This is a genomic window from Dyella sp. 01L423, from assembly GCF_056399945.1.
The window spans coordinates 67,959-94,351 of the sequence record NZ_JBFTSI010000003.1 but is presented as its reverse complement, the minus strand read 5'-3'; the positions used below and the strand labels follow the sequence as shown (position 1 = coordinate 94,351).

Annotated in this window: 20 protein-coding genes; 12 read left to right on the top strand and 8 right to left on the bottom strand. The window is 56.5% G+C overall.

Features of this window, described 5'->3' with window-relative positions; translation table 11 throughout:
- Positions 1–723: 723 nt before the first annotated feature.
- Together AC1DMY_RS11435 and AC1DMY_RS11430 are read left to right on the top strand one after the other, a co-directional pair.
- Positions 724–3,138, top strand: a complete 2,415-nt coding sequence (locus AC1DMY_RS11435) for an integrase catalytic domain-containing protein (protein WP_477165089.1) — start codon at positions 724–726, stop codon at positions 3,136–3,138.
- Positions 3,135–4,136, top strand: coding sequence for an ATP-binding cassette domain-containing protein (locus AC1DMY_RS11430; protein ID WP_477165088.1), 1,002 nt, complete (start codon positions 3,135–3,137; stop codon positions 4,134–4,136). The genes AC1DMY_RS11435 and AC1DMY_RS11430 overlap by 4 nt, the downstream gene beginning before the upstream one ends.
- Before the next feature lie 1,499 nt (positions 4,137–5,635).
- Here AC1DMY_RS11430 and AC1DMY_RS11425 read toward each other — a convergent pair.
- The 5 genes from AC1DMY_RS11425 to AC1DMY_RS11405 all read right to left on the bottom strand — a co-directional run bounded on the left by AC1DMY_RS11425 (position 5,636) and on the right by AC1DMY_RS11405 (position 10,103).
- Positions 5,636–6,568 carry a plasmid partitioning protein RepB C-terminal domain-containing protein gene (locus tag AC1DMY_RS11425; protein WP_477165087.1) on the bottom strand — a complete coding sequence of 311 codons (933 nt, stop codon included), beginning with the start codon at positions 6,566–6,568 and terminating at the stop codon, positions 5,636–5,638.
- Positions 6,565–7,446 (bottom strand): plasmid partitioning protein RepB C-terminal domain-containing protein, encoded by an 882-nt coding sequence (locus AC1DMY_RS11420; RefSeq protein ID WP_477165086.1) that lies wholly within the window; start codon positions 7,444–7,446, stop codon positions 6,565–6,567. Before AC1DMY_RS11420 ends, AC1DMY_RS11425 begins: the two co-directional genes overlap by 4 nt.
- A gap of 14 nt (positions 7,447–7,460) precedes the next feature.
- Positions 7,461–9,029 carry a recombinase family protein gene (locus AC1DMY_RS11415; RefSeq protein WP_477165085.1) on the bottom strand — a complete coding sequence of 523 codons (1,569 nt, stop codon included), beginning with the start codon at positions 9,027–9,029 and terminating at the stop codon, positions 7,461–7,463.
- Positions 9,030–9,125: 96 nt separating this feature from the next.
- The gene (locus AC1DMY_RS11410; RefSeq protein WP_477165084.1) at positions 9,126–9,455 is read right to left on the bottom strand and encodes a helix-turn-helix transcriptional regulator; all 330 of its coding nucleotides are present in this window, start codon (positions 9,453–9,455) and stop codon (positions 9,126–9,128) included.
- A 180-nt stretch (positions 9,456–9,635) separates the two neighbouring features.
- Entirely contained in the window at positions 9,636–10,103 is a 468-nt protein-coding gene (locus AC1DMY_RS11405; protein WP_477165083.1) for a very short patch repair endonuclease, read from the bottom strand.
- Between the two features lie 111 nt (positions 10,104–10,214).
- Here AC1DMY_RS11405 and AC1DMY_RS11400 point away from each other — a divergent pair, with 111 nt between their 5' ends.
- From AC1DMY_RS11400 to AC1DMY_RS11380, 5 genes are all read left to right on the top strand, one after another.
- Positions 10,215–11,369, top strand: coding sequence for a DNA cytosine methyltransferase (locus AC1DMY_RS11400; protein WP_477165082.1), 1,155 nt, complete (start codon positions 10,215–10,217; stop codon positions 11,367–11,369).
- Between the two features lie 30 nt (positions 11,370–11,399).
- Positions 11,400–12,749 (top strand): ATP-binding protein, encoded by a 1,350-nt coding sequence (locus AC1DMY_RS11395; RefSeq protein WP_477165081.1) that lies wholly within the window; start codon positions 11,400–11,402, stop codon positions 12,747–12,749.
- Entirely contained in the window at positions 12,749–13,708 is a 960-nt protein-coding gene (locus AC1DMY_RS11390; RefSeq protein WP_477165080.1) for an O-methyltransferase, read from the top strand. Before AC1DMY_RS11395 ends, AC1DMY_RS11390 begins: the two co-directional genes overlap by 1 nt.
- 184 nt (positions 13,709–13,892) lie before the next feature.
- Positions 13,893–15,194, top strand: a complete 1,302-nt coding sequence (locus tag AC1DMY_RS11385) for an HNH endonuclease (protein WP_477165079.1) — start codon at positions 13,893–13,895, stop codon at positions 15,192–15,194.
- A gap of 327 nt (positions 15,195–15,521) precedes the next feature.
- Positions 15,522–18,371, top strand: coding sequence for an SEFIR domain-containing protein (locus AC1DMY_RS11380; RefSeq protein WP_477165078.1), 2,850 nt, complete (start codon positions 15,522–15,524; stop codon positions 18,369–18,371).
- A gap of 216 nt (positions 18,372–18,587) precedes the next feature.
- Here the strand turns inward: AC1DMY_RS11380 and AC1DMY_RS11375 are convergent, their stop codons facing one another.
- On the bottom strand, positions 18,588–19,661 hold the full coding sequence (locus AC1DMY_RS11375) for a LysR family transcriptional regulator (RefSeq protein ID WP_477165077.1): 1,074 nt from the start codon (positions 19,659–19,661) through the stop codon (positions 18,588–18,590).
- A 324-nt stretch (positions 19,662–19,985) separates the two neighbouring features.
- On the opposite strand from AC1DMY_RS11375, the gene AC1DMY_RS11370 reads away from it, so the two are divergent.
- Positions 19,986–20,750, top strand: a complete 765-nt coding sequence (locus AC1DMY_RS11370; protein WP_477165076.1) for an SDR family oxidoreductase — start codon at positions 19,986–19,988, stop codon at positions 20,748–20,750.
- A gap of 140 nt (positions 20,751–20,890) precedes the next feature.
- Positions 20,891–21,712 carry an alpha/beta fold hydrolase gene (locus AC1DMY_RS11365; RefSeq protein WP_477165075.1) on the top strand — a complete coding sequence of 274 codons (822 nt, stop codon included), beginning with the start codon at positions 20,891–20,893 and terminating at the stop codon, positions 21,710–21,712.
- A 57-nt stretch (positions 21,713–21,769) separates the two neighbouring features.
- Here the strand turns inward: AC1DMY_RS11365 and AC1DMY_RS11360 are convergent, their stop codons facing one another.
- Positions 21,770–22,666, bottom strand: coding sequence for an RNA polymerase sigma-70 factor (locus tag AC1DMY_RS11360; RefSeq protein ID WP_477165074.1), 897 nt, complete (start codon positions 22,664–22,666; stop codon positions 21,770–21,772).
- A gap of 398 nt (positions 22,667–23,064) precedes the next feature.
- Between AC1DMY_RS11360 and AC1DMY_RS11355 the strand changes: the two genes are divergently transcribed.
- Positions 23,065–23,946, top strand: a complete 882-nt coding sequence (locus AC1DMY_RS11355; RefSeq protein ID WP_477165073.1) for a hypothetical protein — start codon at positions 23,065–23,067, stop codon at positions 23,944–23,946.
- Positions 23,947–24,133: 187 nt separating this feature from the next.
- Here AC1DMY_RS11355 and AC1DMY_RS11350 read toward each other — a convergent pair whose 3' ends face one another.
- Positions 24,134–24,898 (bottom strand): SDR family oxidoreductase, encoded by a 765-nt coding sequence (locus tag AC1DMY_RS11350; RefSeq protein ID WP_477165072.1) that lies wholly within the window; start codon positions 24,896–24,898, stop codon positions 24,134–24,136.
- Between the two features lie 498 nt (positions 24,899–25,396).
- On the opposite strand from AC1DMY_RS11350, the gene AC1DMY_RS11345 reads away from it, so the two are divergent.
- Both AC1DMY_RS11345 and AC1DMY_RS11340 read left to right on the top strand, forming a co-directional pair.
- Positions 25,397–25,876, top strand: a complete 480-nt coding sequence (locus AC1DMY_RS11345; RefSeq protein ID WP_477165071.1) for a carboxymuconolactone decarboxylase family protein — start codon at positions 25,397–25,399, stop codon at positions 25,874–25,876.
- A gap of 83 nt (positions 25,877–25,959) precedes the next feature.
- The gene (locus tag AC1DMY_RS11340; protein ID WP_477165070.1) at positions 25,960–26,382 is read left to right on the top strand and encodes a cupin domain-containing protein; all 423 of its coding nucleotides are present in this window, start codon (positions 25,960–25,962) and stop codon (positions 26,380–26,382) included.
- The last annotated feature ends 11 nt before the right edge of the window (positions 26,383–26,393 follow it).

Sequence of the window (26,393 nt, the reverse complement as noted above, 5' to 3'; positions counted from 1 at the left end):
AGGCTTCCCATCGAAATGTTCCGGGTACCGGGCCGAAGAGGCTGGTTCGCGGCTACCCAGGACGTCCGCACGTGGCTGAGCGGCTTACTCGATTCAAAAGTCTCCGCCCCGCACAAAGAGGGGCGACCTTTGGAGCACGCAGCTGCCGAAAGGTAGCTTCCAGCACGTTTTCTCCACCATTTCGTAAAGGCTTCGAAAGCCACGATAGGGAGGGTCCAGCTAGGAATACTCTCAAGGGGAAATAGCGAGACGCAAAAATGAATAAGCCCCGGAGCTGGCTGGCTCTAGGGCTTATGGACGTGCGGTACAACTACACCTTGCGCCGTAAGTCTCACGCCGCACCCCCGCCGTGTCAAGCGCAAACCAATCATGCCACGCATGGTTGTTGGGAGCGTTCGTCTCAAATTAACCGGCACCGAGCGAAGCAGAAAAGCTTTGCGGGGAGCGTGTGTCGCCTCAAAAGAGGAATGAGACGATGGAAAGCTTGGGCAAAGACCACTTGGCACATTTCCGCCGCCATGCAAGTTGTTCGCGACAGCATCGTTGGCAGATCCGAATCATCGACACCCCAACGATGCTCGTCACCAAGAAACCAAAGGGTGGCTTGTCGACATCTTGCGCATTCGCCACTGCCTTTACCGCAGTCGATTTGTACATATTTGTAAGGACTAGTCAGCTCAATGGAGGAGGTGCACCGTGATCTGCATCCGGACACCCATCATCTTGAGCGAAACGCTGCGAAACACCATTTATTCGCGCGCAGGCATGAGTGCTTCATCGTCTCAGTTCATCGAAAAGATGGTTGCACTAAGTCCGGCAAGAACGCCGGGGAGGGCGGCACTGCGAAATGTAGTCACTCGTCTGGCGTCAGCTAAGAACAGAGGTCCCCGTACGCTGGAAAGCCATACGTGCGAACTACTGTGCGCTTACGAAATGGAGCTCGATCCCACGGTACTTGGCTACTACGCCCAAGTCCCCTGCATTGGTGTGCACAGATCGTTGCCGAACGGACGTCCCCACGTGTCCTCAGCATGCCTCGACTTCCTTGTCTTTCGGGAAAAAAACGTCGAACTTGTTGAGTGTAAGCAAGAAGATTGGCTTCTAACCGAAAGCAGCAAGCCAAGCTCCGACTGGAGACAGAACAACGGCAACTGGCTGCATGAACCCTATGAAAAATTTGCACGTGATCACGAACTGAGATTCCGCACATGGTCACCACCGCGATCTCCTGGTATCTATCTCCAGAACCTGGAGGCCATGTACGCAAGCACCATGCTGCCGATAGGTGAACACGAATGTCGTGCAATCAACCGATTGGTCGACGACATCCGCCATCGCCCATCCACTTTGGATGATGTGCGATTTGCCAACGACGGGTTGGATGCCCGTCTAATATTGTGGGCCCTTGCACAAGGCCTCATCTTCGGGCCATTGAAAAGCACGCCTTTTGAGCTCTCCCACCTCTTCACCCTGTTCCACAACCACGAACACGCTGCCCTGGCAGACCAGGAGGCCTTAAAGAGCAGCGCGTCTATCTTTGACCAATCCGGTCCCAGTGGCGAGCTATTCACCTGCAGTACGACCGATCTAGAAAAAGCACGCCTACGCTTGGCTCGAATCGAAGCAATTGCGCGCGGCGAAGAGCCACAAACCGAACGGATGAGGCAACTGGCGAACCGCGTCGAATCCTTTCGAGAAGAGGGTCACGATCCATTGGTAGCCTGTCTGACCAACTTCAGCCGATCAGGCAATCGGCTTCCCCGCTTGACGTCGATACAGGAGGAAGCGGTTAGCACAGTCATCGCGAGATCCTGGAACAAGGCAGGAGTGAGGAAGCAACGGGATCTGTACTTCCTCTTGGAGGATGAGTGCGAGCGACGTGGAATCGAAGCCCCAGGGAAGAGCTCTTTCTATTATCGAGTGCGACAGGAATCGCCGACCAAACACGCGCTGGCAACGGCTGGGTTACGCGGATACCAAGCAATTCGCCCGGCGACAGACCCATGCAAACGATCCCTGCCACCCATTGCATATGGCCATACCTTGCATATCGATTCATCAGACTTCGATGTGAGAATGGCTCCCGACATGACCAAGCTCATGCCCGCCTTGAAGTCGACCTTCTACATCGGCATGGATGGTGCCACTGAGATACCGATGGCTCACTCCCTCATTTTTGGCGCCGCGCGAACGGATGGGCTTGCAATCCTACTTCGGGAATACCTGCGGCGACATGGCAGACTTCCCCAGCTGATTCATCTAGATCGCGGTTCAGAGAATCGATCCGAGTGGCTAAGGGAATTTGCGGAGCACTACAACATCACGCTGCGCTGGTCGCCAACCGCTGCTAGCGCATGGAATGGCCTCGCGGAAGCAACCATCAAGAGAGTGAACCAAAACGTTGCTCACCGAATGACTGGCACCACGCTTCCCGATCAGATGGGCAGAGCTTCGGACGGTCGCTTCAAAAGTCGGCGCAACGCGAAGCTTGGCTTCGACGTAGTCCACGATCAGTTCCTAGACTACGTCTACGGAGACCTACCCGAAACTCCATGCGCAGATGGCAGATCACCTCTTGAAAAGAAGGAAGCTTGCATCCTTCTGGCGGGAGACCTTGGCATCGAATGTAGGGAGAATGAGGACTTCCTCCTAGCTACCTCGATCGAATCTCAGATCAAGCGGAACACCAATCTGAGGCGAGGCATTCTGACCGAGGATGGGTATTTCTCCAGCGATGAGCTCATTGCTCAGCTCAGGCTAGGCAAGGTCGAGCGCGTTAAGAGCGACTGCGAAGATCCGACGGTGCTACGCGTCCGTATCAATGGCAAGTGGATTAAAGCGTTTCACAGCAGAGTTCAGTCAGCCGCGGCATTGTCAGTGGAAGAAAAGCGCTTCAACTTACTCTATGCCCCCATCCAACGCGGACTATCTCGCGGGCGGAAGAGCCAGATCAGTCGTCGCACATTTACCCGTATAGAAAACGCTAACTTCGCGGCGAAGCAACCTCCCGCCGGCGCAAACGATGAGGCGACACCTCTTCCGGACCCGATCGATCCTACGCCCGGCGATCCGTCAGTTCGCAATGAAACTTGCTGGGATGACATCTCCGGCTGGGATGAGCGAGGAGAGATGCCATGAACATCATCGAGCACTTTGCTTTTATGGAGGGAAAAGAGGGATTGAAAGCGGCGTTGGACAATTTCCAGCCGGGGCACATGGTCTTCATCATCGGACCGTCAGGTGCGGGGAAGACGACCCTGCGCCATGAGGTAATGCGGGAAGTCTTTGGAAACCCTATGCGCTGGGGCTCCGGCAAGATACCGATCATAGAGACTTTTGCGATGTTACCGCACAACGCCTACTTCTCGTCCCGCGAACTGGTAAAGGCGCTTATCTATGAGACACAAAGCCCGAACTTGAAGTGGCTGCTGCGGGATACCGAGCTTTCACGCCTTACCGTCGAAACAATTCGGCAAGACCTTACCGAGAGCATCAAGCTATATGAGCTATTACCACTTCGCCAAATGACAGAGGGCGATCATTGGAGGACCCTGTCGCGCTCGCTAAAGGCGAGATCCTGCAAGTTCATATCGGTGGATCAGGTGACGGCCCTATTGAAGAACAGGCGAGACACCTCCCCAAGCGATCACACAAAGCACCTTATGTTCTTCGCAGAGGAAAACGAGCTCATGTTCCTCATGACCGGCATACATGAGGCAGCGCTCCTTTGGGACATACATCCCGAACTTCGCCGACGTGTCACCACAGTATGGCTACCGCCATATAGCCCGAGAAGAAAGAGAGACCAAGAACACTTCTTACGTCTCCTCAAAAATATCAGTGCATCGCACGCATTCACGCCACGAGACCTCCCGTACAAGATGGCATACGAGATCCTTGCCGCCACCGGCGGCGTTATTGGAGAGATTACAAAGCTATTTGATCGCGCAAGCCAATCTGCTCGATTGAACGGACAACCAAGCGTCCATAGGAAGGACGTCGAGGGTTCTTACTACAATCAGCGCGAGCTCGATACGCTTTGGCGAGACATTCAAGCCTTTGAAGAAACGATGGCGGCCGGCAGCGTTTCCGGCAGGGCATCCCAGGTCGCGTCCCTGTGGTCGCAGAAAGCCTAAGTCCCGACGGGGAAGGGAGAAACGATACAAGTGGCGTCCGCTTCTGGACGCCACTTCCGCCCATGCAGATATTGAATCTTGGCATGCCCACCGTTGAGTCGGCAGAACATTATGCGTTGAGATTGGCCGCAACTACCGGCATAGCAATGCGGCCATTGGTTTCATTGCCGCAGCCGTACAACGAACCAGGCGAGCATCAGGTCAGGCTTACATCGAGCTTCTGCGGTCCCGGCAAGATTTACCGTAGGCGAATCGAAAACCTTGAACGGCTAACAGGGATAACCACTATCCATTGCGGATCATTCCTTGCTCTAGACGCTCTGTTGGCACCGGGAGCCATTGGTCGCAAGGGCGGATGTCGTCGTTGGTGTCCCGCCTGCTATCTTGCGTGGGACGAAGAAACGTCATGTGAGCTTCTTCAATGGTCGATTGATCTGCGAACGACCTGCCCCATACATCGATGCGACCTGGAAGATAAATGCCGTCAATGCCATTCAAAGCAACCCACAAGCACGCCGTACGACAAACGAAGGAACTGCTGTTCTTGTGGTGTCCATCTTGGGGCTATGGGAATCTTTACGCCAAAATCCACCTACGTAACCTGGGTAGAGACGCAGCTGTCGGATCTGGTCGAGATTTGTGCAGATCCGGTACAACCACCCATTCACGGGGCCACATTTAATATCTTCGTTGAGGAGCTTATGCGGTCGCTCCCCGAAGAAAGCAAGCGGCGCCCAAATGTTGCGGACACCATCAACCGCCTAGCCAGGTTGAACAACCCCGGTAGAGGCGGCAGGATCGCACTGCACACCCTCATCAATGCCTGTGCCTTGCAGGGAATTTCCGTCCGATCACTTCTTCTTCGTCCGAGAGAGGCCGCGTGCGCGCCTCTACGTGGCGGGTGGGGAGGATATCGTCCGCTTGAGCGCGGTGCTGACGATGACCTCGATAGGATGCGCATTATGAAGATATGCCTAACCGGCCTCTTGTCCGACAGCTCTATACGACCGCTACCTCACCCCAGTCACATCGCACGAGAGATTGGTGCATTCCCCCCAGGCAAGCTAGTTAACCGTTCGGAGCTGTATACCGAGTATCTGCAAAGGCATCGGCTGCAGGGGTCCTCACGGTATCTAGCAAAAGTGAGTTCTGACTTCGCCTCGGCGCTGGAATGCATGAAGATTCTTCGACCGAACCCTTTTGGATCGTATGACGTCAAGGCTGCGCGCTATGCGGTGGCGCGAGCGACAGGCGGGTCACTGGATGACGCGCGCACTTTGGTTAGCTGCGTCACACGTTGCAGAAGAATTGTCGAGCTTGCCAAAGCGGAGATTCTCGGGCTGACGCCTGCCGAAGTGCGCGCTCAAAAGAAACTAGGGAGCATGAGCGAACATTGGCCGACCGAGCTAATAAGCTAAGTAGATTGCATTTCCTCACACCTTCCCGTTCTACGCTGCAACCGGGCCCTCACAAACCATTCGCCGCCCGACTGCGTCGGTTTAGAAGGTCGTTTCATGGCTATCGCTTGATATTCTTGTGAGTGAATCGAACTCCGATATCTCCTGAAACTCAGCGAGGTACTCCGGCTCGTGCGATGCGAGCCAAGTACGGACATGCTCGTTCCTAACAAGCTTTGCCACATAGCTCTTAGCAATAGTCAGCTGAAGATTGTCTTCTCCATAGGTTTCTTCCGCGTATCGAGTACGTGTCTGCGCAGCCTCTAGCTCCCGTTCGAGTCGTGCAATCTGTTCGCGCGAAATGTCGCGGTCGCCGGTCTTTCGTCGCGGCTTCACTAGTTGCTCATCGGGGGTGGCGGCGAGAATTGCCTTGATGAAAGGGGTCGTGTAGTTCCTTTGGCCAGTCATCAATTCAGCAGCCTCTACCTGGCGCATGGGCCGCATGCGTTTAAGCATGTCAAAGACGATCATTGGGCATGACTTGTCAGCGAGCTGCTCTACAGCTTCCTGGCAGATGCCGTCCAGCAACTTGAACCGCCGACGGATCGCACCAAGCTCCATATCTAGTGCTTCGGCGATTCTTTCCTCAGGAACTCCGCGCTCGATCGCGAGCACGATTTGCCTGTGTTCCTGTATAGATGCGAGTCGGCTTATTCGCTTGTTATATGTGTAACCTTCATCATCTGTCGAAATTAGGCACTCGACCTCCTTCCACCCAAGCTCCTTGATAGCCTCAAACCGAAGCAGCCCATCAAGCAGGAAATAGGTGTCTCGCTTATCCGGGTTAGGGGCGACAACCGGGCACTCGACTAGACCTATGGCGTGAATGGACGTCGCGATCTGCCGGTATTTCTGGCTTTGTTTTGTCGTGGGACGAAGCACTTTCAGCGGCAGGATTGCCGATAAAGGAATCACACGGGTGCCGAACTCAAAGCCCTCAGGGACGTCGCCGTTGCGACCATCTTTCGCGTTCATTGGATCAGCCCTCGCCCCATGCGCCGTTCAAGTGGACCAGGGATGGTGTCCAGATGCTCCTCCCGTAGCACTTCGACGAACTGGGAATTCTTGAGCAGCGTCTGCATTGCCTGGACGACGAACAGCAGACGCTTCTGAGTGAAGTCTGCTTTGCGTATAAGTAGCTGCTGTTTGCCTACCTCTCGCTGATAAATCTGCCGGAGGTTCTCCGCCGATAGCTTTCGGCTGTTCCTGCGCCCATACGAAGAGTGTCTTTCGGTCTTTCCCCGCAATGCTCGCTGCTCTAGAAGCCGACGAAGTACGGGAAGCTTTTTCCCCCTCACAACACCGTTCGTGTATGCCTCGGCCAAAGCTTCCTGGATGCCCGCGTCATCGCTCCGCGCGATGGTCACTGCCAAACTGATCGGTATAAGTCCAGTCTCTACAGCTGCCACGAGACGCTCTTCGCCATTCTCCAGGAGGTTCAAGAGCATGCTTACCCATGAGGCAGTAACGCCCAATTTTTGACCGATCTGGGTCTCGTTGTACCCACGCCGATGAAGGGTCTCTATCTCGCGCATCAGCTCGATGGCTGGGTGCTGCCGTCTGGCAATGTTCTCAATGAGGCTCATCACCAGGCAGTCCTCTTCGCTGGCCGACACAATGATGGCCGGGACCTCGGCTCGCCCCAAACGTTGATACGCCTCCATCCGCCCCTGGCCACACACAAGGTCGTATTCGAAGCCATCTTCGGGCGCCGCTCTGCGGCTGACAGTGATGGGTCGCTTCAGACCGATGCGCCCGATGTTCTCCACAATCTCACGATATTGCCGTTGATTTCTGGCCCTAGGATTGAGGATTCGGACGCGCTCGATAGGGATCATTTCTATAGTGCGCATGATAGCTCTCCACGTCAGGCCGCCCTGCGGATCGGACAGCGTTCTGCCAGTGCATACAGCGGCTCCAGGGAGTCGAAACGATATGCGTCGAGCAGCCCATCGTTGTCCTGCTCCGCAAGGCGGCATACCCTTAAGGGAAGGTCGATCCTTGGAAACAGGTAATAGTCGAGCACCGTGTTCTGATCTGCCGCCATGCGAACCACTGCGGTGATGTCCGGAGCGAGACTAGTGTCGAAATGCAGGTGCCAGCGAAATGTGCCGCTGGCCAACTGAAGGCAACGCGCGATAACCACCGACATCGTGAACTCGCTGTTGACTCGCAAAAGTCCCGTCTTGGCTTGAGTCTCCGTGGTCGCATGGTGACGATCAAAGCCGCCCACAATTTCCGAGACGATGTCCGGCATCCTGGCCCTCAAGGCTTGATTTATGGCGAGATAGCGGTAATCGCGGTACGGATGAAACCCTATCAACGAGTATGCGCGGACCAAGCCACCGAACCGCTGCCGATAGGTACTGCTAGATGGCATCGCCTCCTGCTCATCGATCAGCAGTCCCGAGAGGGAGCCGGCCTTTTGCAGGAGCTTCTTTAGAAGATCGAGCATTGCAGCGTCGTCGAGACGCTGAGATCGGGCCGCAATAATTTCCTGGGCACGAACGAACCACTCGGCGGGAACCAACGGCTCGAATGCGCCATTGCGCCGCACCCACATATCGGGTGAATTTTTTACGTGCCGCTGCTTCAGCTTGAACGAGGTCCGGTTGTATACGTTGTTTCCGATGTACTTCTCGTTCGTCAGTACTTGATGGACGGTGCCTCGTGTCCATGGTCTGCCAAGGTCAGTCAGAACGCCTCTCGCATTCAGCAACTCGGCGATTTCTCGCTCGATCATCCCCGCTTCAAGGAACTCCCTATATATGCGGTGGACGGTAGCCACCTCTTCCTCGGGCCCCGGAACGAGGATCACCCTGTCCGTTTGCAGGCTTTTTTGCTCTCCTGGCTGCAGACGCCCCTTAAGCTGATGGTGATCGTCTAACAACATCCGCCGAAGACCGAAGCCCGGCAAGCCACCCTGCCGAAAGCCCAGTTCGATAAGCCTGCATTGCCCTTGGAAGACCTTGCTGGATAGTTCTCGACTGTATTCTCCAGCCATGGCTCGTTTGACGCTCTTCATGATGGTGGCCATCGGGCTACCGTCATTTTCAAACGGCTCGGCGCAGTAGAAGACCTGGATGCCGGCGCGCCGACACAGATATTCGTAGTACGCGCTTTCGTCAGCATCCTGGAAGCGTCCCCAGCGGCTGATGTCGTAGACGAGAATCGCTTTAAAGTCGAACGTGCCGGCCTGAACATCGCGGATCAATTGTTGAAGAGCATTGCGCCCTTCAAGACTTAAACCGCTCTTACCCTCGTCCGCATAGGTCCTGGTAATGACCATGCCACGACGATCAGCGTACTTGGCGATGGTCTCCCGCTGATTTTCTGTTGAGTAGCGCTGATGGTCCGTCGACATACGGACGTACTGAGCGACCCTAGTAGGGCCGACGCTACCGCTGCACTGTGATGTCCCTCCCCAGCCACCCATAACCGCGCCCGGGATCAGATCCCTCGCCGTGGAGACAACCCAGGTTTAGGCCAAATGCTGGATATTGTCAAGAAATTCCAACATTTGGATTGGACACTACCTCCGAACGCGCGTGGCCGGCTTAGGCAGAGGAGCCAACGATTCGAGGAAACTAAGAAGAGTAGTCCGCTGGGGCTCTGTGAGCCCCTGAAACCGATCCAGGAGGCGGATGTCTTGGGCGCCGAGTGGCCTCGGCAGGTCCAGCGACACAATCTCCCAAGGATGGCAATTCAGCGCATGGGACAGGCGCAATAGCCAATCCACGGTAAGGCGACGCTTGCCGGACTCGAGGAGACTTACCTGTTGATTGGATGTACCTGCGGCCATTGCCAAATCCTCAAGAGACAGGCCGCGAGCGTCACGAAGCACTTTGATCCGATTGTCCATGTTTGGAGATTGCTCGAATCCCTGATGCCCTTACGTTATCAGAGCCGCCCATCACAACGCGCCTGAGCCGGCCCATATTTGTACAACTTAGCTAAGCCAGGCCGTGCAAACTCGGCCTTTGCGTGCCCCCCCTCTGAGAGCCTGCAGAGCTACCGCACAACAGAAGCACCACGAAGACGCTCAACTCCTCCGCGGAGGGCTCCTGCGGGAAGATTGCAAGGCAGACCTCCGGGCTCGTCGAGGGAACAGAAGCTTCCGCAACCTCTCTTCAAGGACTCTTTGATCGCGCGTATCGCATTGCCATATTGTCTCTACATGCCATCCAGCTCGCTTCAATTGCTCAACATTCACACGATCACGCGCTACGTTCCGCGCAAATTTCTCGTTCCAATAAGCAACATTGGAAGTTGGATTACTTGCCAGATTGCAACCAGTATGCCGATGCCAAAAACAGCCATTAACAAAGATACATAATCGACGCGCGGGAAGAACGAGATCTGGTGTACCGGGAAGGTCTTTTCGATGGAGCCTAAAGCGAGCCCCCAATCTATGTACCATCTTGCGCACCAATAGCTCAGGGCCCGTATTCTTACTTCGGACGGCCCGCATCAAAGCACTTCTAGCCTCGGTTGTGAGTCTGTCGACCATGAGTTGGCCCCATTGGTGACTGCTGAGTAGATAGGCCCATCGGCCCCTCTTGATGTTATTCCCATGTCTGCTCGATCGACAGGCGGAGGAAGCCCACGTAGAATTGCACACATGAATAATCTGAGCGTGATTGACCTGTTCTCCGGCGTAGGCGGCCTTAGCCTGGGTGCTGCTCGCGCAGGATTCCGCGTTGCCGGAAGTGTAGAGCTCGACCCAATCGCTTCCGCCTCCCACGAGTTCAATTTCCCGGGCACTAAGCATTTTTGCGAAGACGTCGGGTCTCTGGCGGGCTCGCGCCTATTGAACCTTTGCGGCCTCAAACCAAACGAACTGTCTGGATTGATAGGCGGCCCCCCATGCCAGGGGTTTAGCTTGATAGGCAAAAGGGATCAGGGTGACCCTCGAAATCAGCTCTTCGGCCAATTCTTCAGGCTTGTCGCGGAACTCCGTCCTGCTTTTTTTCTCGCTGAGAACGTACTCGGTATTCTTCGCGAGGAGAACAAACCAATAATTGAGGCCGCAATTTCTCAGCTACCCTCATCCTACAAGGTACTACCCCCCTTCAAGGTCAAAGCCAGCGATTACGGCGCGGCCACAACCCGGACCCGAGTTTTCTTCGTTGGCATTGACCCGAGTCGTGTCGCCGCGTTGACGGCCAACTCGTTTTGCCCGCCCACAGACGTTGAGATAGTGAAAGTGAAGCATGCCCTGCACGGCCTCCCCGATGTAAGGGCAAACTGGCAACGCGAAGAGCAGAGCTGGCGAACCGTAAAAGCCCTTGGAGAAAGTGCTTTCGCCGAGCGCGTGAGGGGCATGGTCCCATCGGGCGTGGGCAATCGGGATTCCGTCTTGCTAGCAAATAGGTTGAGAGTCTCAGGCTTCCTAGGGACTAGCCATAGCGAGCAAACGATTGCCCGTTTTGATGCTCTGGCTCCCGGCGAAGTTGATACCGTTTACCGGGCGCCTCGTCTCGATCCAGAAGGCTTCTGCCCGACACTGCGAGCCGGCACCAACTCCGACAAGGGCAGCTTCCAGGCTGTGCGCCCCATCCATCCCAAGAAGCCTCGGGTCATCTCGCCCCGCGAAGCCGCGAGATTGCAGGGCTTCCCTGACTGGTTCGTGTTTCATCCGACCAAATGGCATGCCTTTCGCCAGATCGGAAATAGCGTATGCCCAATCGTAGCGGAGTTGCTACTGGCCAGGCTCGCGCAGGCGATGGGGGTAGGTAGTCCAACGATTGCCCTGGCCTCAACTGGGAGGCAATAATGCCGACAGCTTTCTGACAGGGAGGGGGGCATGTCTGCACCAGTCATCAATGCATCACCAACGAAAGAGTTCTTCATCAACATCATCACGAAGGACATCTCGCTGCAGGATGCAATCAAGGATCTAGTGGATAACTGTGTCGATGGTGCTCGTTCGTTGCGTGGCGATGGATCCTACGATGGCCTCTTTGCTCATATAGAGGTCAAGCCCGACAGCTTCCTGATCGTCGACAACTGCGGCGGCATCTCAGTAGACACAGCCATAAACTATGCCTTTCGCTTCGGTAGAGCGAAAGGGGCACCATCAATTGAAGGGTCGATAGGACAGTTCGGCGTTGGAATGAAGAGAGCCCTGTTCAAGATGGGCAAAAAGTTTGAAGTTAAGTCTGTTGCAGCCGACTCCCATTTCACGCTCAAGGTGGATGTCGATCAGTGGACGACGCTCCTGGATGATCAGGGCCGCGAAAAATGGGAATTTGAATTCGCTGAAGTAAAGGAGGGCGAAACCAACCCCATTGATACCCGAAGCACCACGCTAGAGGTTACGCAGCTGTATCCACCCGTCGCGAACGAGTTTGGTACCGAGCTATTCGTTCAACGCTTGGTTGCGAGCCTTCAGCAAGCACACGCTCATAGCCTCGATCGTGGACTTGATTTAAAGGTAAATAACTTCGAGCTTAGGCATCGCGTGGCCACGCTGTTGCAAAGCGATGCTATCAAGCCGATCAAGCTTGAAAAAACCTATACCGTTGACGACAGCAATACTCTGTCGACAGTGAAGTTGACCATCTATGCTGGTATTTCAGAATCCAACCTCAAAGAGGCGGGTTGGTACATCATCTGCAACGGAAGGCAGGTGCTTGGCGCTGATAAAACTCAGCTGACCGGCTGGGATACCAAGCTTGAATCCAACCAGGGGCAAGCAACTCCCGGCGCTCATGGACAGTTCTCGCGCTTCCGTGGTTACGCGGTTTTCGAAAGTGATAACGCGAAAGCATTGCCATGGAATACCTCGAAGAGCGGCGTCGACACGGAATCTAAGGTCTACCAGTCTGCAAGACTTGAAATGGCCAACGCCCTTCGTCAGGTCGTGGACTTCCTTAACGAGCTGGATGCGGAACGTGATAGTGAATCGACTTTCCTCAAAGAGCGCGTCAGCGAGGCCGTGGAAGTAGCTCTTTCGAGTGTGGCGGCGTCGGCACGTTTTGTTGCGCCATCTCGCGCTGCACCCACAGCCACGAAACCAACTACCGTGAGAATTCAGTTCACACGATCCGTTGAAGATGTCGAGTTCGCAAAGCAACACTTTGATGTACCAAGTGCCACCAAGGCTGGCGAAGCTGTTTTCAGCTACTTCCTCGACAGGGAGCGGGAAGACTAATGGCTGGAAGCTATAAAGAAATTGACTATCGGGTCAGACCCGCCAAAAGCATCGAACGCAAGATGCTGGCTGAGTCTTTTCGCAGGCTCGTGTACTTCCGAGACCCAAGTAAGTACTCCTACATTGGAATGGGATCGCTCTATTTTTCAGACTTCAACCTGTTTCATCGTTCTCTGGGTTTCGAAACGATGCTAAGCATTGAAGATACGTCGAACAGCACGGTTCAAGCGCGTTTCAAGATGAATGTTCCATACGGACACATTCAGATGGAGTTCGGGCGCGCAGGCGTCGTACTGCAGCAGACCGCGTGCTGGAAGGACGCACCCGCAGTTATCTGGCTCGACTACGACGGAAAGCTGTCTCGAGAATGCCTCAGAGATCTCGAGTACGTCGCATCCAACGCGGCCTCAGGCACCGTACTCATTATTTCAGTCAATGCGGATAGGCTAAAGCTAATCGATTCCTACGATGACGATGGGAACGAAATTGACGAGCAAACACTTACGCCGCTGCAAATGCTTGAACACAATATTGATTCTGGAAGGGTGCCCCTTGGCACATCTAATGACGACCTAAGCGGCTGGGGTGTAGCCGCTGTTTATCGAAGCGTGATCGATGCAGCCATTCGCAAAGGCACGAAGCTGCACGAGAAGAACGACTTCACGTACGAGCAGATCTACAACTTTACCTATACGGACGGCGCCAAGATGCTCACTGCAGGAGGGGTGCTTTTCGCAGAGCCCGATCGCGGGAGATTTAATGACGCCCGATTTGACACTTTGGAATTTGTCCGACTAGGCGCCGAAGCGTACAGGATTGACCCGCCAAAACTTACTTACGCGGAAATGCGGGCCATCAATTCCAACAGCCAGGGACTACCAATTCCAGATGGCGACGTGAGCAAGTACCGGAAAACCTATCGATATTTTCCTCACTTTATCGAGGCCGAAGTGGGTTGAAGCTAACCCAAATAACGGCACATTCTAGTGAGCATCGAGATTTCGGAGCACTGAAGGCATCCCCGCCCCTGGCAGCTTGCATGTAGCCCACAGCCACGTGCCCACTCCCTCGAGCCAGGATACCCAACGGGGTAATGCGGCCAGTCAGACGGCGCAAGCACACTCCTCAAAGGGACGACGCGCAATGGACGATTGGACAAAGGAAGACCTTGGAGCAGCAGTTCTCCAGTATCAACGCATGCTGCGGATGGACGTTGCCGGCCAGAAATACAACAAAGCTGGGGTCTATCGAAACCTGGCGACCGAACTCGGAAGGACTGCGAAATCTGTCGAGTTGCGGATGCGGAACATCTCCGCGGTACTGAACGAAGCAGGTTTACCGTGGGTAAAAGGGTTATTACCTGCAAGACATGTTGGCAACAACGTTGCTCGCAGAATACTAGACGTGCTCTCTACAAGCACCAACCTTGAACAGCCGTTACGGGTTGTGCTTGCGCAACTTCGTCCAACGAACAAGACGTCCGTTTACGAGGTTCTCAGGCAAGCAGGGTTTGACATGAGCAGTTGGGAGGTTGCCGGCAACGGGCGTGCAATTCCTAATCCCGCGGTAACGGGGAAGGCGTATGCCTGGTCCTTCCACGATACCAACACGAATCAGCACGCTTTCATGCTTTGGTTTGATGAAATGAGGGTCGTTGATGGCGCCATTAGGTATCGACGATCCTGGCGTGAAGTCATCAAAGAGCTGGAAGAACATCGACCGCAAACTGCTCGTCGCGCCGAGGACTTCTTGAGGCATTTTTCCAACTTGAAGGACGGCTCCCTCGTTCGAGTTGGCGTTGTAGAAGGCAGCCAGGCAAGCGCCAACGACGACGAGTCTTCTAAAGTCACAAGTCGCCGATTGGACTCTGAGTACTGGTACCGATCATTTTGGGACCCGATCAGCGGTACTTTCGAGTTTACACGTGGATTTCCTGCGGAGGCACCTCGAGAACTTCAGGATCCCTCAGCATCCGTCACCGACTCAGTCCCGGCCGACGTCGGTGATAATGCATCGAGCAAGCTTGAAAACGACCTGCGCGAAATCCAACGTTCACAAGCCACGAGCACCGAGAAAGAACGGATGATCAGTGCGCGACTCGGGCAGGGACGATTCCGGCGTGAAGTCCTCGGGCGCTGGGACAATAAGTGCGCCGTCACGGGCATCTCAACGCTCGCGGCCCTACGCGGCTCGCACTGCAAGCCCTGGCGCTCATGCTCAAACGCTGAGCGACTTGATCCAGCCAACGGACTACCATTGGTGGCGACGCTGGACGCTCTGTTTGATGCCGGCTTAATTAGTTTCCAAGAAGACGGTCAAATGCTCATCAGCCACGAGCTGAGTGATACCGCATTGGCACTAGACGGCCTAAAACTCAAACGCCCACCACGCCGTGACGAACTGCCATTTCTTGACTACCACCGGCGGGTTCATTTCAAACGTTAGCGAGGTAGAAGAGACCTTGAGGGCACCCGAGAATGCGCTTGCCATCAAATGCCTAAAGTTAAGCATACTGCTCGCCGATAACCCTTCCCGCCAAAAAAAGATGCGCGGTGTGCAGAGGGCAAATGGGGATACCTAGAATGGAGGTGTTTGGTGATGAAACACTTGCGCAATGGTCGCTGATAGCATGCATCTGAAGGTTGGGTAGCCGTTGATAAAGACATAACGACGCTCGCAAAAGGGATATAAATCTGCTCCGCCAGTCATCGCCGGACCGTCAGAAACGCGACGCAAAGGAGGAGCACCCGCAAACTAAGGACTGGGTTCATCGTGATCAATGTCTTCGTAACATATTCCTGGGACTCCCAGGAGCATAAGGATTGGGTAGGCAAGCTCGCTTCTGCGCTCGACGAACAAACGGATATACACGTCGTACTAGATCAATTCGACTTGCTGAATGACATGGACAAGAACGCCTTTATGGAAGAGGCGATCACGACCAGTCAGTTTGTTATCGTCGTTGCCTCGAGGGGTTACGAAGCAAAAGCGAACGCACGCAAAGGCGGAGTTGGGATTGAGACATCCATGAACGCAGAACGCTCTTGGAGACAGCTCGCCTCCACTGGTCGATCCAACACTGTTGTCGTTCTACGCGAGAAGGATTCGACGCCACGGTACCTGAAACAGCAGTTTCATGTCGATTTCACCGATGATGCAACATGGAACAAATCAGTTGCCGAACTGCTCCGTACTGTGCGCAGCCAACCCATGCTCGCGCGCCCTGCGAAAGCCGAAAAACCGGAAACTCGCGGTTACGATCTGACTAAAGTCTCAAAGCTCATTGCACTCAACTCGAAGAAGCGACAGGAGCTCATTTCTGCGAAGGAAGCGGCAGACTACGCCGGACTCAATAGAATCAAATTTGAGCTTTGGGAAACCAGTACGCCGGCAAAGAACCACATTCTTGCGCTTCACAACAACGTGAACATCTCGCAGTCACTCGAACGCGCTGCGGAATTGATGAGCGCGCAAAAGATTCAGCCAACATACCTCACGATCCTGAGGACTCGTCCGAAGTCCAAATCGGCTCCACTTCCGGCGTCCCCCGTGTGGCGCAAAGTTATGGCTGTAGCGCACATCGAAGACACAAACTACAAGTCTTACATCTGGGAATACTGCATCGATGGATCCTTCAAAGAAGCCGTCGCGCCAGACAGCATAGAATTTTATACCGAACAGGACATCTCCGACTCTTCGCAGACACACGGAACCGCCGTGAGTCATTTGTCGCGCATGCTTACAGCCGACAACGGATGCACGCCAATCCTCGTTCGGGGTTCTGGCGGCATCGGAAAGACTTCCCTATGCACTTCACTTGTGAGCGCCCTGATCAGGGAATCCTCCGACAGGTACGTGACGTTCTTCATACGCTCCGAAGATATTAGGCGACAGAACGAAGTACTCGAGAATAGCAACATTGAGGCCGACTCGGTCTATGAACTGTACCGGATGCAGGCAGCCTATCTAAATCAGGAGAACATCCTAGACCGAGATGTTTTCGAGCTATCGATATTGAGTGGCAACTTAATCATCGTGATCGACGGACTCGATGAGCTGCCTTCGATCTTCAAGCAAAAATTCAGCGTAAAGCGGCTTCTTGAATCAATTCGCGAGCTCGAACTGGAGCTTGGCTATGGAAGGATACTCATCACCTCGCGCCCAAATGTGATACCCAGTGATGACGAGTTCCAGAGTGGTGACATCAGCATCTTTGACCTACTTGGTTTTGATGAGATTCACTGCAAGCGGTACTTGGCGAAGCGCTTCCGCAACCACAAACATGCAGAATCCGTAACCAAGAAGATCTTGCAGCAAGCTCAACAAACTCCGCTTGCCGATGACGAACGAGTTCTTCCGTTCTTCATCGACGTCCTCTCGTGCGTGTATGAAGATGCGTATACGACTGAGTCCGATACCTTTGCGGTTTCGTTTGAACCAACTCCATACAATTCGCTGAACGAAGTCACCGATCACATCATCCATTCTATTTTTGTGCGCGAATGTACCCGACATGACTTTAGCATTCCTGTTGTGGACCTGGTGTTCATATTTAACTCGCTAACACATGATCACGGGGGAAAATGGCCCCTTAGAGCGCTTGAAGAAATCGTAGGAATACTTCACGAGAAGAATAGCGAAGAAATAATCCAGTTCATCAAGAAGAATCCATTGGTTGTAACCAATGAAGAGTACGTAAGGCTCAAGTACGACTTTCTAACGCCATACTTCAACACCCTTACTCTCCTTGACGGCTTTGGCCGGGACAGCAAGGACATAGGCTTTATTACGGCGCTGGCTCGCGTAACCATCGATTCAAACGAGTTCAAAGACCTCGTTCGTTACTTCAGATCAGGCAAGAACAATTTCATCGGCGCCGCGAGAGGTGCGGTGGCCTACTTGATTGGCAAATTGAGAGAAACGCGAAACGAGGAACGCCTCCCGAAAGCCGGAATAGTCGCCGCGCTTGAGAATATGAATCTCCTTATCTCCATGATGGCCGGAAACACGAAAGAGGCATTTAGCGATGCCATCAAGGAGATCTATCAGATCACTGATCAGTCGTTGACGTTTCTGTATCTTAAGGGCGAACTGCCGCCATTTGACTTCTCACACATGTCGATAAGCGACAGTCGCTTTAAAAGCTACAGGAGATTCCTGGAATCTGAATTTACTGGGGCAAAGTTTACGAACTGCGTCTTCGAAGGTTGCCGAAATGATCTCATCAAGCACTCCAATGTGCTTGTCGCCGAGGTTGATTTCGCAAGCTGCAGCTTAGGCGACCTGGCAGAGTCCCTAAAGATGCTTGAAGGGACTGCCGCCAAGAACGAAGAGCTTCTTGCACGTGAAATAAATCGATTCTTTTCCAATTTCTACAAAGGGGGAAATTTTCGCGAGCTGCATCCTCGACATATCGCGTTCTCTACCTTCTTTGATGGCCTTGGTAAAAATAACCTCACAAAACTGGTTTCGAAGAATTTTCTGTACCTCAAAGCAGAAAAGGAGATCGGCTCATTCTTTGCCGTCACCCAGTCCATGCACGGAAGCATCCAACGATTTTTAAACAACGGATATAAAGACGCGCAAATGAATGATTTCTTTGATTATGTGAGAGGTTCATAGCGCTACCTTGCCAAGGCTGGGCCGAAGAAGGGATCTCTCTCCCGGTTCCCGACGACCGATCAAACTGGAACCGCATCGTTCGGCAAAGTGTGTCTAGGGCACGTGCGCCATAGTTTGTTGCAATCACACAAACTATGGCGTTCTGACCAGGTTGATGGTCAGAACGCCAACGATGGTAAGTACCCGTACCAAACAGGGCCGACGAGCTTTCGCCCGCTAGGGCGAATTTCTGCGGCTACTCTGGTGGACCGGGAGGGTGACGACATCGGCGAGGGTGTGGATCGGCTCGTTCGCGGCTTTCGCCGGTGGCGAAATGCCCGCCACGTATTGCAGGTCCAGTGCGCGGACTGCCTCGGTGAAATAATCGATGAACACACGTATCCGCGCAGGCAGATGCTGTCGACTCAGGTAACACAGGTAGTGGCCGCGGTCATCGGGTACGCATGATTCAAGGCAGGTAACCAGCCGGCCCTCGCGCAAATGATCGGCGACTTGATAGCCGGCAAGTTGCGCCAGGCCGGCGCCATCGAGCACGCTCTGCAGCACCAGCCCGACATCGTTGAAGGTACATATCGATGGCGGCGCCAGCTTGCGTCGCTGGCCGTCGACGTTGAACTCCCAGTCGGCGATACGTCCTGTAGCGGTTCGGAAGTTGATGCACGTGTGTTCGCCAAGATCGTCCACCCTCTGCGGGGCGCCATATCGCCGAACGTAGTCAGGCGAAGCGCAGACCAGCATCTGCATGGGAACCAGGCGCTTGGCGATGATCTGACTGTCCTCGAGATGACCGTCTCGGATGGCGACATCGACACGGTCCGTGGTGAAGTCCGTGGGCCGGTCGTCGAGCAGCAGATCCAGCGTGATCTCCGGATAGCGGGCGCGAAAATCCGCCAGCAGGGGCGCAACGATCTGGCGGCCGAAGCCCATCGAGGCGCTGATGCGCAGATGTCCCCGTGGAGGGCCTGAACGCAGTTCGCGCATGTCCTCAAGGGCCTGCACGATGCGCTGCACGCCCGGGTGGCAGTTCTCATAAAACAGCTCGCCTTCCCGGGTCAGCGAAGTGCTGCGCGTGGTGCGAAGAAACAGCCTCGCGTTGAGCTGGGCCTCGAGCTTGCGGACACTGCGGCTGACCGCGGAGCGGCCAATGCCCAGACGATCGGCCGCACGCGCGAAGCTCCCTTCATCTGCCACGGCAATAAAGGCGACGACACCGGCATAGCTGGCCGTGAAGCTGCACGCCAGGGTATCGGTGACATCGCCCTGCGGCTTGCCATCATGGTTGAGTGTCATAGTCGCGATACCTGCTGGATCTCAAGCTGATGAGCGGAGGGTGGCTCGCAGAGAACCGGCATCGGCTCTCCCCGTACGGTCTAGTCGTATGGGGCGGCGCTGTTGTGACATGGGCGGCGGGGCGGGGGCTCTCGCTTCACGGCGTACGCGAACAAAGGGACATAACATTGGTGCGTCACCGGCAATGTGACGTGTACCTCCATGTGCCTACTGGCGCCGTATCGCGTCACCTAGCATCGGCGAACAAGCGGCCGCGGTATCGCCTGCCGTTCGTTCGCATACCGCACCCGACCACGTTTAGACGGACGAAAGCCGAGGTTCCTCATGAAAATCGTTGTGATCGGCGGCAATGGCCTGGTGGGAAGAAACGTCGTTCGACGGCTCCGGGCTGGCGGACACGAGGTCACGGCGGCGTCGCGCGCGACGGGCGTGGATATCATCACCGGGGTGGGCATTGACGAGGTGCTCGTCGGCGCCGACGTGGTGGTCGATGTCAGCAATTCGCCAAAACTCGATGGCGATGCTCCCCTGGCGTTCTTCAAGACAGCGGGAACCCATCTGTTGCGCGCGGAAGCCGAGGCGGGCGTGAAGCACCACGTGTCGCTGTCGGTGGTCGGCACCGATCGCCTCGTCGATAGTCCTTATTTTGTGGGCAAGGCGATGCAGGAGGCGATGATCCAGCGCTCTGGCATTCCCTACACCATCTTGCATGCGACCCAGTTCTACGAATTTCTCCTGCGCATCGTCGAGCTGAGCGTGTATGAGCAGGCGCTCAGCTTGTCGCCCGCGTACATCCAGCCGGTCGCATCAGCCGACGTCGCCGTCGCGATGGCCGAACTTGCCGTGCAGCCTGCGCGCAACGGCATGCTCGAAATGGCAGGGCCCGATCGCGTGCGGCTTTCCGAAATCATCCAGCGCTTCCTCACGGAAATCGAAGCGCCCTATGACGTGGTCACCGATGCACTCGCGCCGTACTTCGGTGCAATTTTGGAGGAGGACTCGCTGCTTCCACGCGATGGCGCTCGCCTTTGTGCCACGAGCTTCCCCGCCTGGCTCAATCTGTCCGAGTACTGCGGCGCCGACTGGTAGTCGCAGGCGACGTTTCGCCGCGATCGATACGCATCGTCATTGATGTCAATCAAGCAACACCGCGGCGCTCCTGGCGAATCTACCGGTGCTGGTCCTCGCTGCCTAATCTGCGGGCAGTCGAAGCACAGGAAACACCCGCGATGAGCACCATCACCACGAAAGACGGTACGCAGATCTATTACAAGGATTGGGGTAGCGGCCCCGTCGTCACCTTCTCGCACGGATGGCCTTTGAACGCCGATGCATGGGATGGGCAAATGCTCTTCCTGGCGCAGAACGGCTATCGCGTGATCGCGCATGATCGCCGGGGTCACGGGCGTTCCGGCCAGTCGTCGCAGGGCAACGACATGAATGGCTATGCGGACGACCTCGCAGAACTGTTCGAGGCCCTTGATTTGCGCGATGTGACCATGGTCGGCCATTCCACCGGCGGCGGGGAAGTGGCGCGCTATATCGGCCGACACGGCACAGGACGTGTTGCCAAGGCTGTTTTGATCGGTGCGGTTCCCCCGGTCATGCTGCAGAGCTCGACGAATCCGGAAGGCCTGCCTTTGAATGTATTCGATGGCATGCGCAGCGCCCTGCAGCGCGACCGTTCGCAGTTCTTCAAGGATTTCGCGCTACCGTTCTACGGCGCCAACCGTCCCGGCGCGCAGGTCTCGCACGGTGTGCTGCTGCAGTTCTGGCAGTGGAGCATGCAGTCGGGTTTGAAGAATGCCTACGATTGCATCAAGGCCTTTTCCGAAACCGACTTCACCGAGGATCTGGCCAGGATCGATGTGCCCACGCTGATCATGCATGGCGAGGACGACCAGATCGTCCCCATCGCCGACTCGGCACTGAAATCGGTGCACATGATCGAGGGCGCGCGCGGCATCTACTATCCGGGTGCGCCGCATGGCATGACTACGACCCATCAGGAGCAGGTGAACGCGGATCTGCTCGCCTTCCTCAAGATCTGATCGTCGCTGTGCGCCAGGCCGGCGGCAGGTCGTCCACGATCTTGCCGCCGGTCATGCTCAGTGGGTCGAATACAGCGGGACGCCAAGTTCGGAGGCGATGCGGGCCAGTTTCTCCGGATTGCGCTGAACGAGCACGCGAACAATGCTGTCGCCATCCGTTTCGACGGTTTGCACCGACTCCAGTGCATCATGGATGTAGCGAAGCACGCTCAGCTCGCCATTGATCGTTGCGAGATCGATGCGAAGTGCGCCTTTGTAGCGCAGATTGGACGCATAGAAGAGCTGCGCGATACGCTGGCCGCCAAGCAGCGGCCTGGGGAAACTGGTCTCCCTGCCGCCGCCGTCGCCGATCAGTTCGGCCTGGTCGGCCAGCATCGCCTTGAGCAGCTTGAACTGACCCAGCGACAGCGCCTGCGCGAATCGCTCGACGATGCGACTGTGCGCCTCGGGCGACACGGCGTACTTGGGCTCGCCGTCCCGCAGCTGGTTTTTTGCCCGATGCACGATCTGGCGGACGGTCGCCTCGTTCTTGCCGATCGTTTCGGCGATGTCGGTGTAGCCCACGTCAAAGATTTCGTGCAGCAGAAAAGCTGCGCGCGCTTCTGGCGACAGCCGCTCGAGCATCGACAGCAGCGCCACGGACACCTCGCCGTGGCGCTCCTGGATCTGTTCCGGAGTGGCCGGGCCATCCGTCAGGATCGGCTCGGGCAACCAGAGGCCGACGTAATGCTCCCGGCGGGCTTTCAAGGAGCGAAGTTTGTCGATCGCCACACGCGTGGTGGCAGTCACCAGCCATGCTTCAATGTTGTTGACGACGGACTGGTCAGTGCCGTGCCAGCGAAGCCAGACATCCTGCACCACGTCTTCGGCGTCTGCCACGGAGCCAAGCATGCTGTATGCGATCGCCTGCAGGCGAGGGCGAAGCCGGTAGAAGGTGGCATTGGCGTCGTTCACGGCAATGAGATGCCAAGCTGGCCCTGTCGATGGGGTGAACCGGAGTCACTGTGCGGTGCAAAGGGCGGCATCTCGTGCGACGACTTGCCGGCCACTGGGATCGGCCGCCAGTATGCCGTATTTCGGCATCTCCCAGCATCGGACTTCAGTCTTACTTCAACGCGCGCCCATGCATTGCCCTGGCAAACACGAAGCATTGATGACGGCGTCGATACCATGTGACGGGTGTCGGCGCCATCGACTGCCATGACGGATCACTGCCTGGGATCGGCGCTACTGCCCATGCGTTGGTTCCGGCAAGGAAACACGGCAAGCACTTCCAACCACCTACAGTGCATCCGCCGCGGTAGGCACGATGCACGCGCCGGTGGCGCATACAAAAAGGTCCGGTATCAGCCATGTCAAGAATCAAGCGAATACTGCTGCAGACGACCATCCCTTACGCCGCCGACGACTGGCATATCGGTCGCTTCAGCCTGCTGCACGAGTATCTGGCTAGTTTGCGCGGCGAAGACGGCGCGCCGCTGTTCGAAGTCAGTGCACGCGATCGGGATGCGCTTGGCAAACCCGACAGCGTGTTGTCGCAACTGGATACGTCGGACATCGACGAGCTGTGGCTGTTCGCGGTCGACACCGGCGATGGTCTGACCTCCGACGACTGCGAAGCGATCGGGCGCTTTCGCCAGCGCGGTGGCGGCATGCTGGTGGCCCGCGACCATATGGATCTGGGGAGCTCGGTGTGCACCCTGGGCGGCGTGGGTGCGGCGCACTTCTTCCATTCCAAGCAGCAAGACCCCGATCCGTCGCGCCATCAGATCGACGACACCGTCACTACCAGCATCTCGTGGCCCAATTATCACTCCGGTTCGAACGGTGACTTCCAGACCATCGAGCCGAGCATGCCGATTCATCCCGTCTTGGCTGACCCGCAGTCACCGACAGGCGCGATTCGCTACTTTCCCTCCCATCCTCATGAAGGCGCGGTGGGCAAGCCCGAGCACGACGGCACGGCACGCGTCATTGCGACCGGGCGCAGCGCCGTCAGCGGGCGCTCTTTCAATCTCGCGGTGGCCTTCGAGCCATCGGCCTCTGGCGGGCCCGCCATGGCGCAATCGACCTTCCATCATTTTGCCGACTACAACTGGGATCCGACGAAAGGCTCGCCGAGCTTCGTCAGCGAGCCACCCGGCAGTGGGCTCGCTCATTCGGTCGATGCCCAGCGCTCGATCAGACAGTACGTAAAGAACCTCGCCCTGTGGCTGGCCGGGCGAACGCTTTAGCTGTCCATCGTTCGGGATGCTGTTGAATCCAGCACGGCCGCAGGCCCGTTGCGTGCGAGTCATGTCGGCGCCTTCATGCTGTCGTGGCTCGGCCATGACAGCATGGTGAAGCGGAGCGGAGCATTCGAGCACGAAGCTCCCAGCACACGGCCAACACCGGGCGCGTGCTGGAGTTTCAATCCGCTGCTCAGTGCTTGGCGTAGATGGACTGCGCAAACCAGGTCTTGAAGTCCTGTTTGCCCAGCCGCGCGCCGTCGCCCGGCAGCAAGGTGTCCGGTTCCAGCACGGCGCCGAAGTAGGGTGCCTTGGGATCGGCGATGACCTTGCGCGTATCGCCGATCGCAGTGAGGAAGCGCTGCACCCACTCCGCCATCGGCGCCTTGTCGGGGCCGCCAATTTCAACCATGCCATTGGCCGGCGCGGCGAGCACGACATCGGTGACGGCATCAGCGACGTCATCGGAGGCGATCGGTTGCATCAAGCCGCTGGAAATATGTAGCTCGTGTCCCTGGCTGCCGTCGCCAGCGATGCCGTTGAGGAATTCGAAGAACTGGGTGGAGTGGATGATGGTGTACGGAATGCCGGCAGCGCGTATCCCTTCTTCCTGCGCCACCTTGGCGCGGATATAGCCGCTGGCCCCAAACGCGGGACGCCCGGTGCCTACCACCGACAAAGCCACGTGATACTTCACGCCTGCCTTCTTCTCCGCGGCGGCGAGGTTGCGTTGCGAGGTCTGGAAGAAATCCATCACCGCCTTGTCTTCGAACGAGGGCGAGTTGGACAGATCCACCACTACGTCCGTACCGGCCATGGCCTGGTCCAAGCCTTCGCCGGTAAGCGCATTGACCCCCGTGGACGGTGCCGCGGGCACTGCCTCGTGGCCGTGTTTGCGCAAGCGCTCGACGACTTTGCTGCCGATCAGTCCGGTACCACCGAGTACGACGATTTTCATGGGAAACCTCCAGTTTGCGATGACGCCAAAGGCGCGTCTGAGTTGATGTCTGGCGTGGCCGAGGGGAGTGGGTAAACGTCTATTGCCTGTCGTGGCAGCTGCGAATGCGGCTATCGTGTGCCTGCGTCCCGGCGCGTGCCCCGGTGGTCATGCGAGCGATGCAGCCATCGATCCCATGCCCACGGACGTCCTTGGCTGCGTACTTCAGGCAGTGGATCGATAGCGATACACGAACACACGCGAAGCTGCCGTCGTCATCGAACATGCGCTCAGCATCTACGCCACCAAGGCAAGGCCGCGTTTCTTGATAGACGTTACGGTGACGCCGCCTGTGACACCATCGAAAGACTGATGCGTACAAGGCAACACCGCGAGCCCGCCAAAGGAACTACTGGCAGCGTTGCAACAAACTTAGGCTGGGCTCTTCACGTTATGGAGCACGAGCGGGCATCTCGGACGATCTGAGGAAGCGCTGCTCGCCTCCCGAGGAATCCAGCCATGACGCAGCGTATCGACTACATGCAGCAATCCCCCGAGCTGTTCAAGAAGCTCGCCGCCGTGAACGCGCAGCTGGGCCAGTCCAGCATCGAGAAGACGATCAGCCACCTCGTCGAGGTTCGCGCGTCGCAGATCAACGGCTGCGCGTTTTGCACGGACATGCACGTGAAACAAGCCGTGATAGGCGGCGAGCGTCCGTTGCGCCTGTTCCACCTGCCGGCCTGGCGCGAGTCCACGCTGTTCAACGATCGCGAGCGGGCCGCACTGGAATGGACTGAAGTCCTGACCCATCTGCCGCCGCATGGCGTGTCCGATGACATCTACGCGCGGGTACGCGAGCATTTCTCAGAGAAGGAACTGACCGACCTCACCTACGAGGTGATGGTGGCCAATGCCTGGAATCGCATCAATGTCGCTTTCCGGGCCGTTCCCGGCGCACTCGACAAGGCCTACGGGCTCGACAAGTCTGGGTTGGCCTGACACCTGGTCGGCACGGCCGCGCCGCGCCGACTGACACTTCGACGCCCGATGCCACGACGCGGGCCATTCAAGAGGAAACACCCATGCGCATGTTCAAGACCCTAGGCCTGCTGTGCCTGCTCGCTTGCCCCACCGTCATCACCCAGCAAGTCTTCGCCCAGAGCGCACCCGCCGCGCCGCAGGCGCAGGTCACGGACCTGATGACCAAGGCCCTGAAGGACTATCCGGGCAAGGAAGGGAAGATGATCCTCGTCACCTATCCGCCGGGTTCGGTGGATCCCATCCATCGCCACTTTGCGCACACCTTCGTCTACGTGCTCGAAGGCTCCATCGTGATGAGCCTGAATGGCGGCAAAGAAGTGACGCTGGGGCCGGGCCAGACTTTTTACGAAGGGCCGGACGACAAGCACACGGTGGGCCGCAATGCGAGCAATACCCAGTCGGCGAAGTTCGTGGTGTTCCTGCTGAAGGACCAGAACAAGCCGATACTCACGCCGGTGCCGTGAGTTCCCGCTGA

Excerpts from the sequence above, each read along its gene's own strand:
- AC1DMY_RS11410 (WP_477165084.1), bottom strand. The coding sequence starts at position 9,455 with ATGGACAATCGGATCAAAGTGCTTCGTGACGCTCGCGGCCTGTCTCTT.
- AC1DMY_RS11345 (WP_477165071.1), top strand. The coding sequence starts at position 25,397 with ATGACGCAGCGTATCGACTACATGCAGCAATCCCCCGAGCTGTTCAAG.
- AC1DMY_RS11350 (WP_477165072.1), bottom strand. The coding sequence starts at position 24,898 with ATGAAAATCGTCGTACTCGGTGGTACCGGACTGATCGGCAGCAAAGTC.
- AC1DMY_RS11425 (WP_477165087.1), bottom strand. The coding sequence starts at position 6,568 with ATGAACGCGAAAGATGGTCGCAACGGCGACGTCCCTGAGGGCTTTGAG.
- AC1DMY_RS11405 (WP_477165083.1), bottom strand. The coding sequence starts at position 10,103 with ATGGTCGACAGACTCACAACCGAGGCTAGAAGTGCTTTGATGCGGGCC.
- AC1DMY_RS11400 (WP_477165082.1), top strand. The coding sequence starts at position 10,215 with ATGAATAATCTGAGCGTGATTGACCTGTTCTCCGGCGTAGGCGGCCTT.
- AC1DMY_RS11340 (WP_477165070.1), top strand. The coding sequence starts at position 25,960 with ATGCGCATGTTCAAGACCCTAGGCCTGCTGTGCCTGCTCGCTTGCCCC.
- AC1DMY_RS11415 (WP_477165085.1), bottom strand. The coding sequence starts at position 9,029 with ATGGGTGGCTGGGGAGGGACATCACAGTGCAGCGGTAGCGTCGGCCCT.
- AC1DMY_RS11385 (WP_477165079.1), top strand. The coding sequence starts at position 13,893 with ATGGACGATTGGACAAAGGAAGACCTTGGAGCAGCAGTTCTCCAGTAT.
- AC1DMY_RS11355 (WP_477165073.1), top strand. The coding sequence starts at position 23,065 with ATGTCAAGAATCAAGCGAATACTGCTGCAGACGACCATCCCTTACGCC.
- AC1DMY_RS11395 (WP_477165081.1), top strand. The coding sequence starts at position 11,400 with ATGTCTGCACCAGTCATCAATGCATCACCAACGAAAGAGTTCTTCATC.
- AC1DMY_RS11420 (WP_477165086.1), bottom strand. The coding sequence starts at position 7,446 with ATGCGCACTATAGAAATGATCCCTATCGAGCGCGTCCGAATCCTCAAT.
- AC1DMY_RS11430 (WP_477165088.1), top strand. The coding sequence starts at position 3,135 with ATGAACATCATCGAGCACTTTGCTTTTATGGAGGGAAAAGAGGGATTG.
- AC1DMY_RS11365 (WP_477165075.1), top strand. The coding sequence starts at position 20,891 with ATGAGCACCATCACCACGAAAGACGGTACGCAGATCTATTACAAGGAT.
- AC1DMY_RS11375 (WP_477165077.1), bottom strand. The coding sequence starts at position 19,661 with ATGACACTCAACCATGATGGCAAGCCGCAGGGCGATGTCACCGATACC.
- AC1DMY_RS11390 (WP_477165080.1), top strand. The coding sequence starts at position 12,749 with ATGGCTGGAAGCTATAAAGAAATTGACTATCGGGTCAGACCCGCCAAA.
- AC1DMY_RS11370 (WP_477165076.1), top strand. The coding sequence starts at position 19,986 with ATGAAAATCGTTGTGATCGGCGGCAATGGCCTGGTGGGAAGAAACGTC.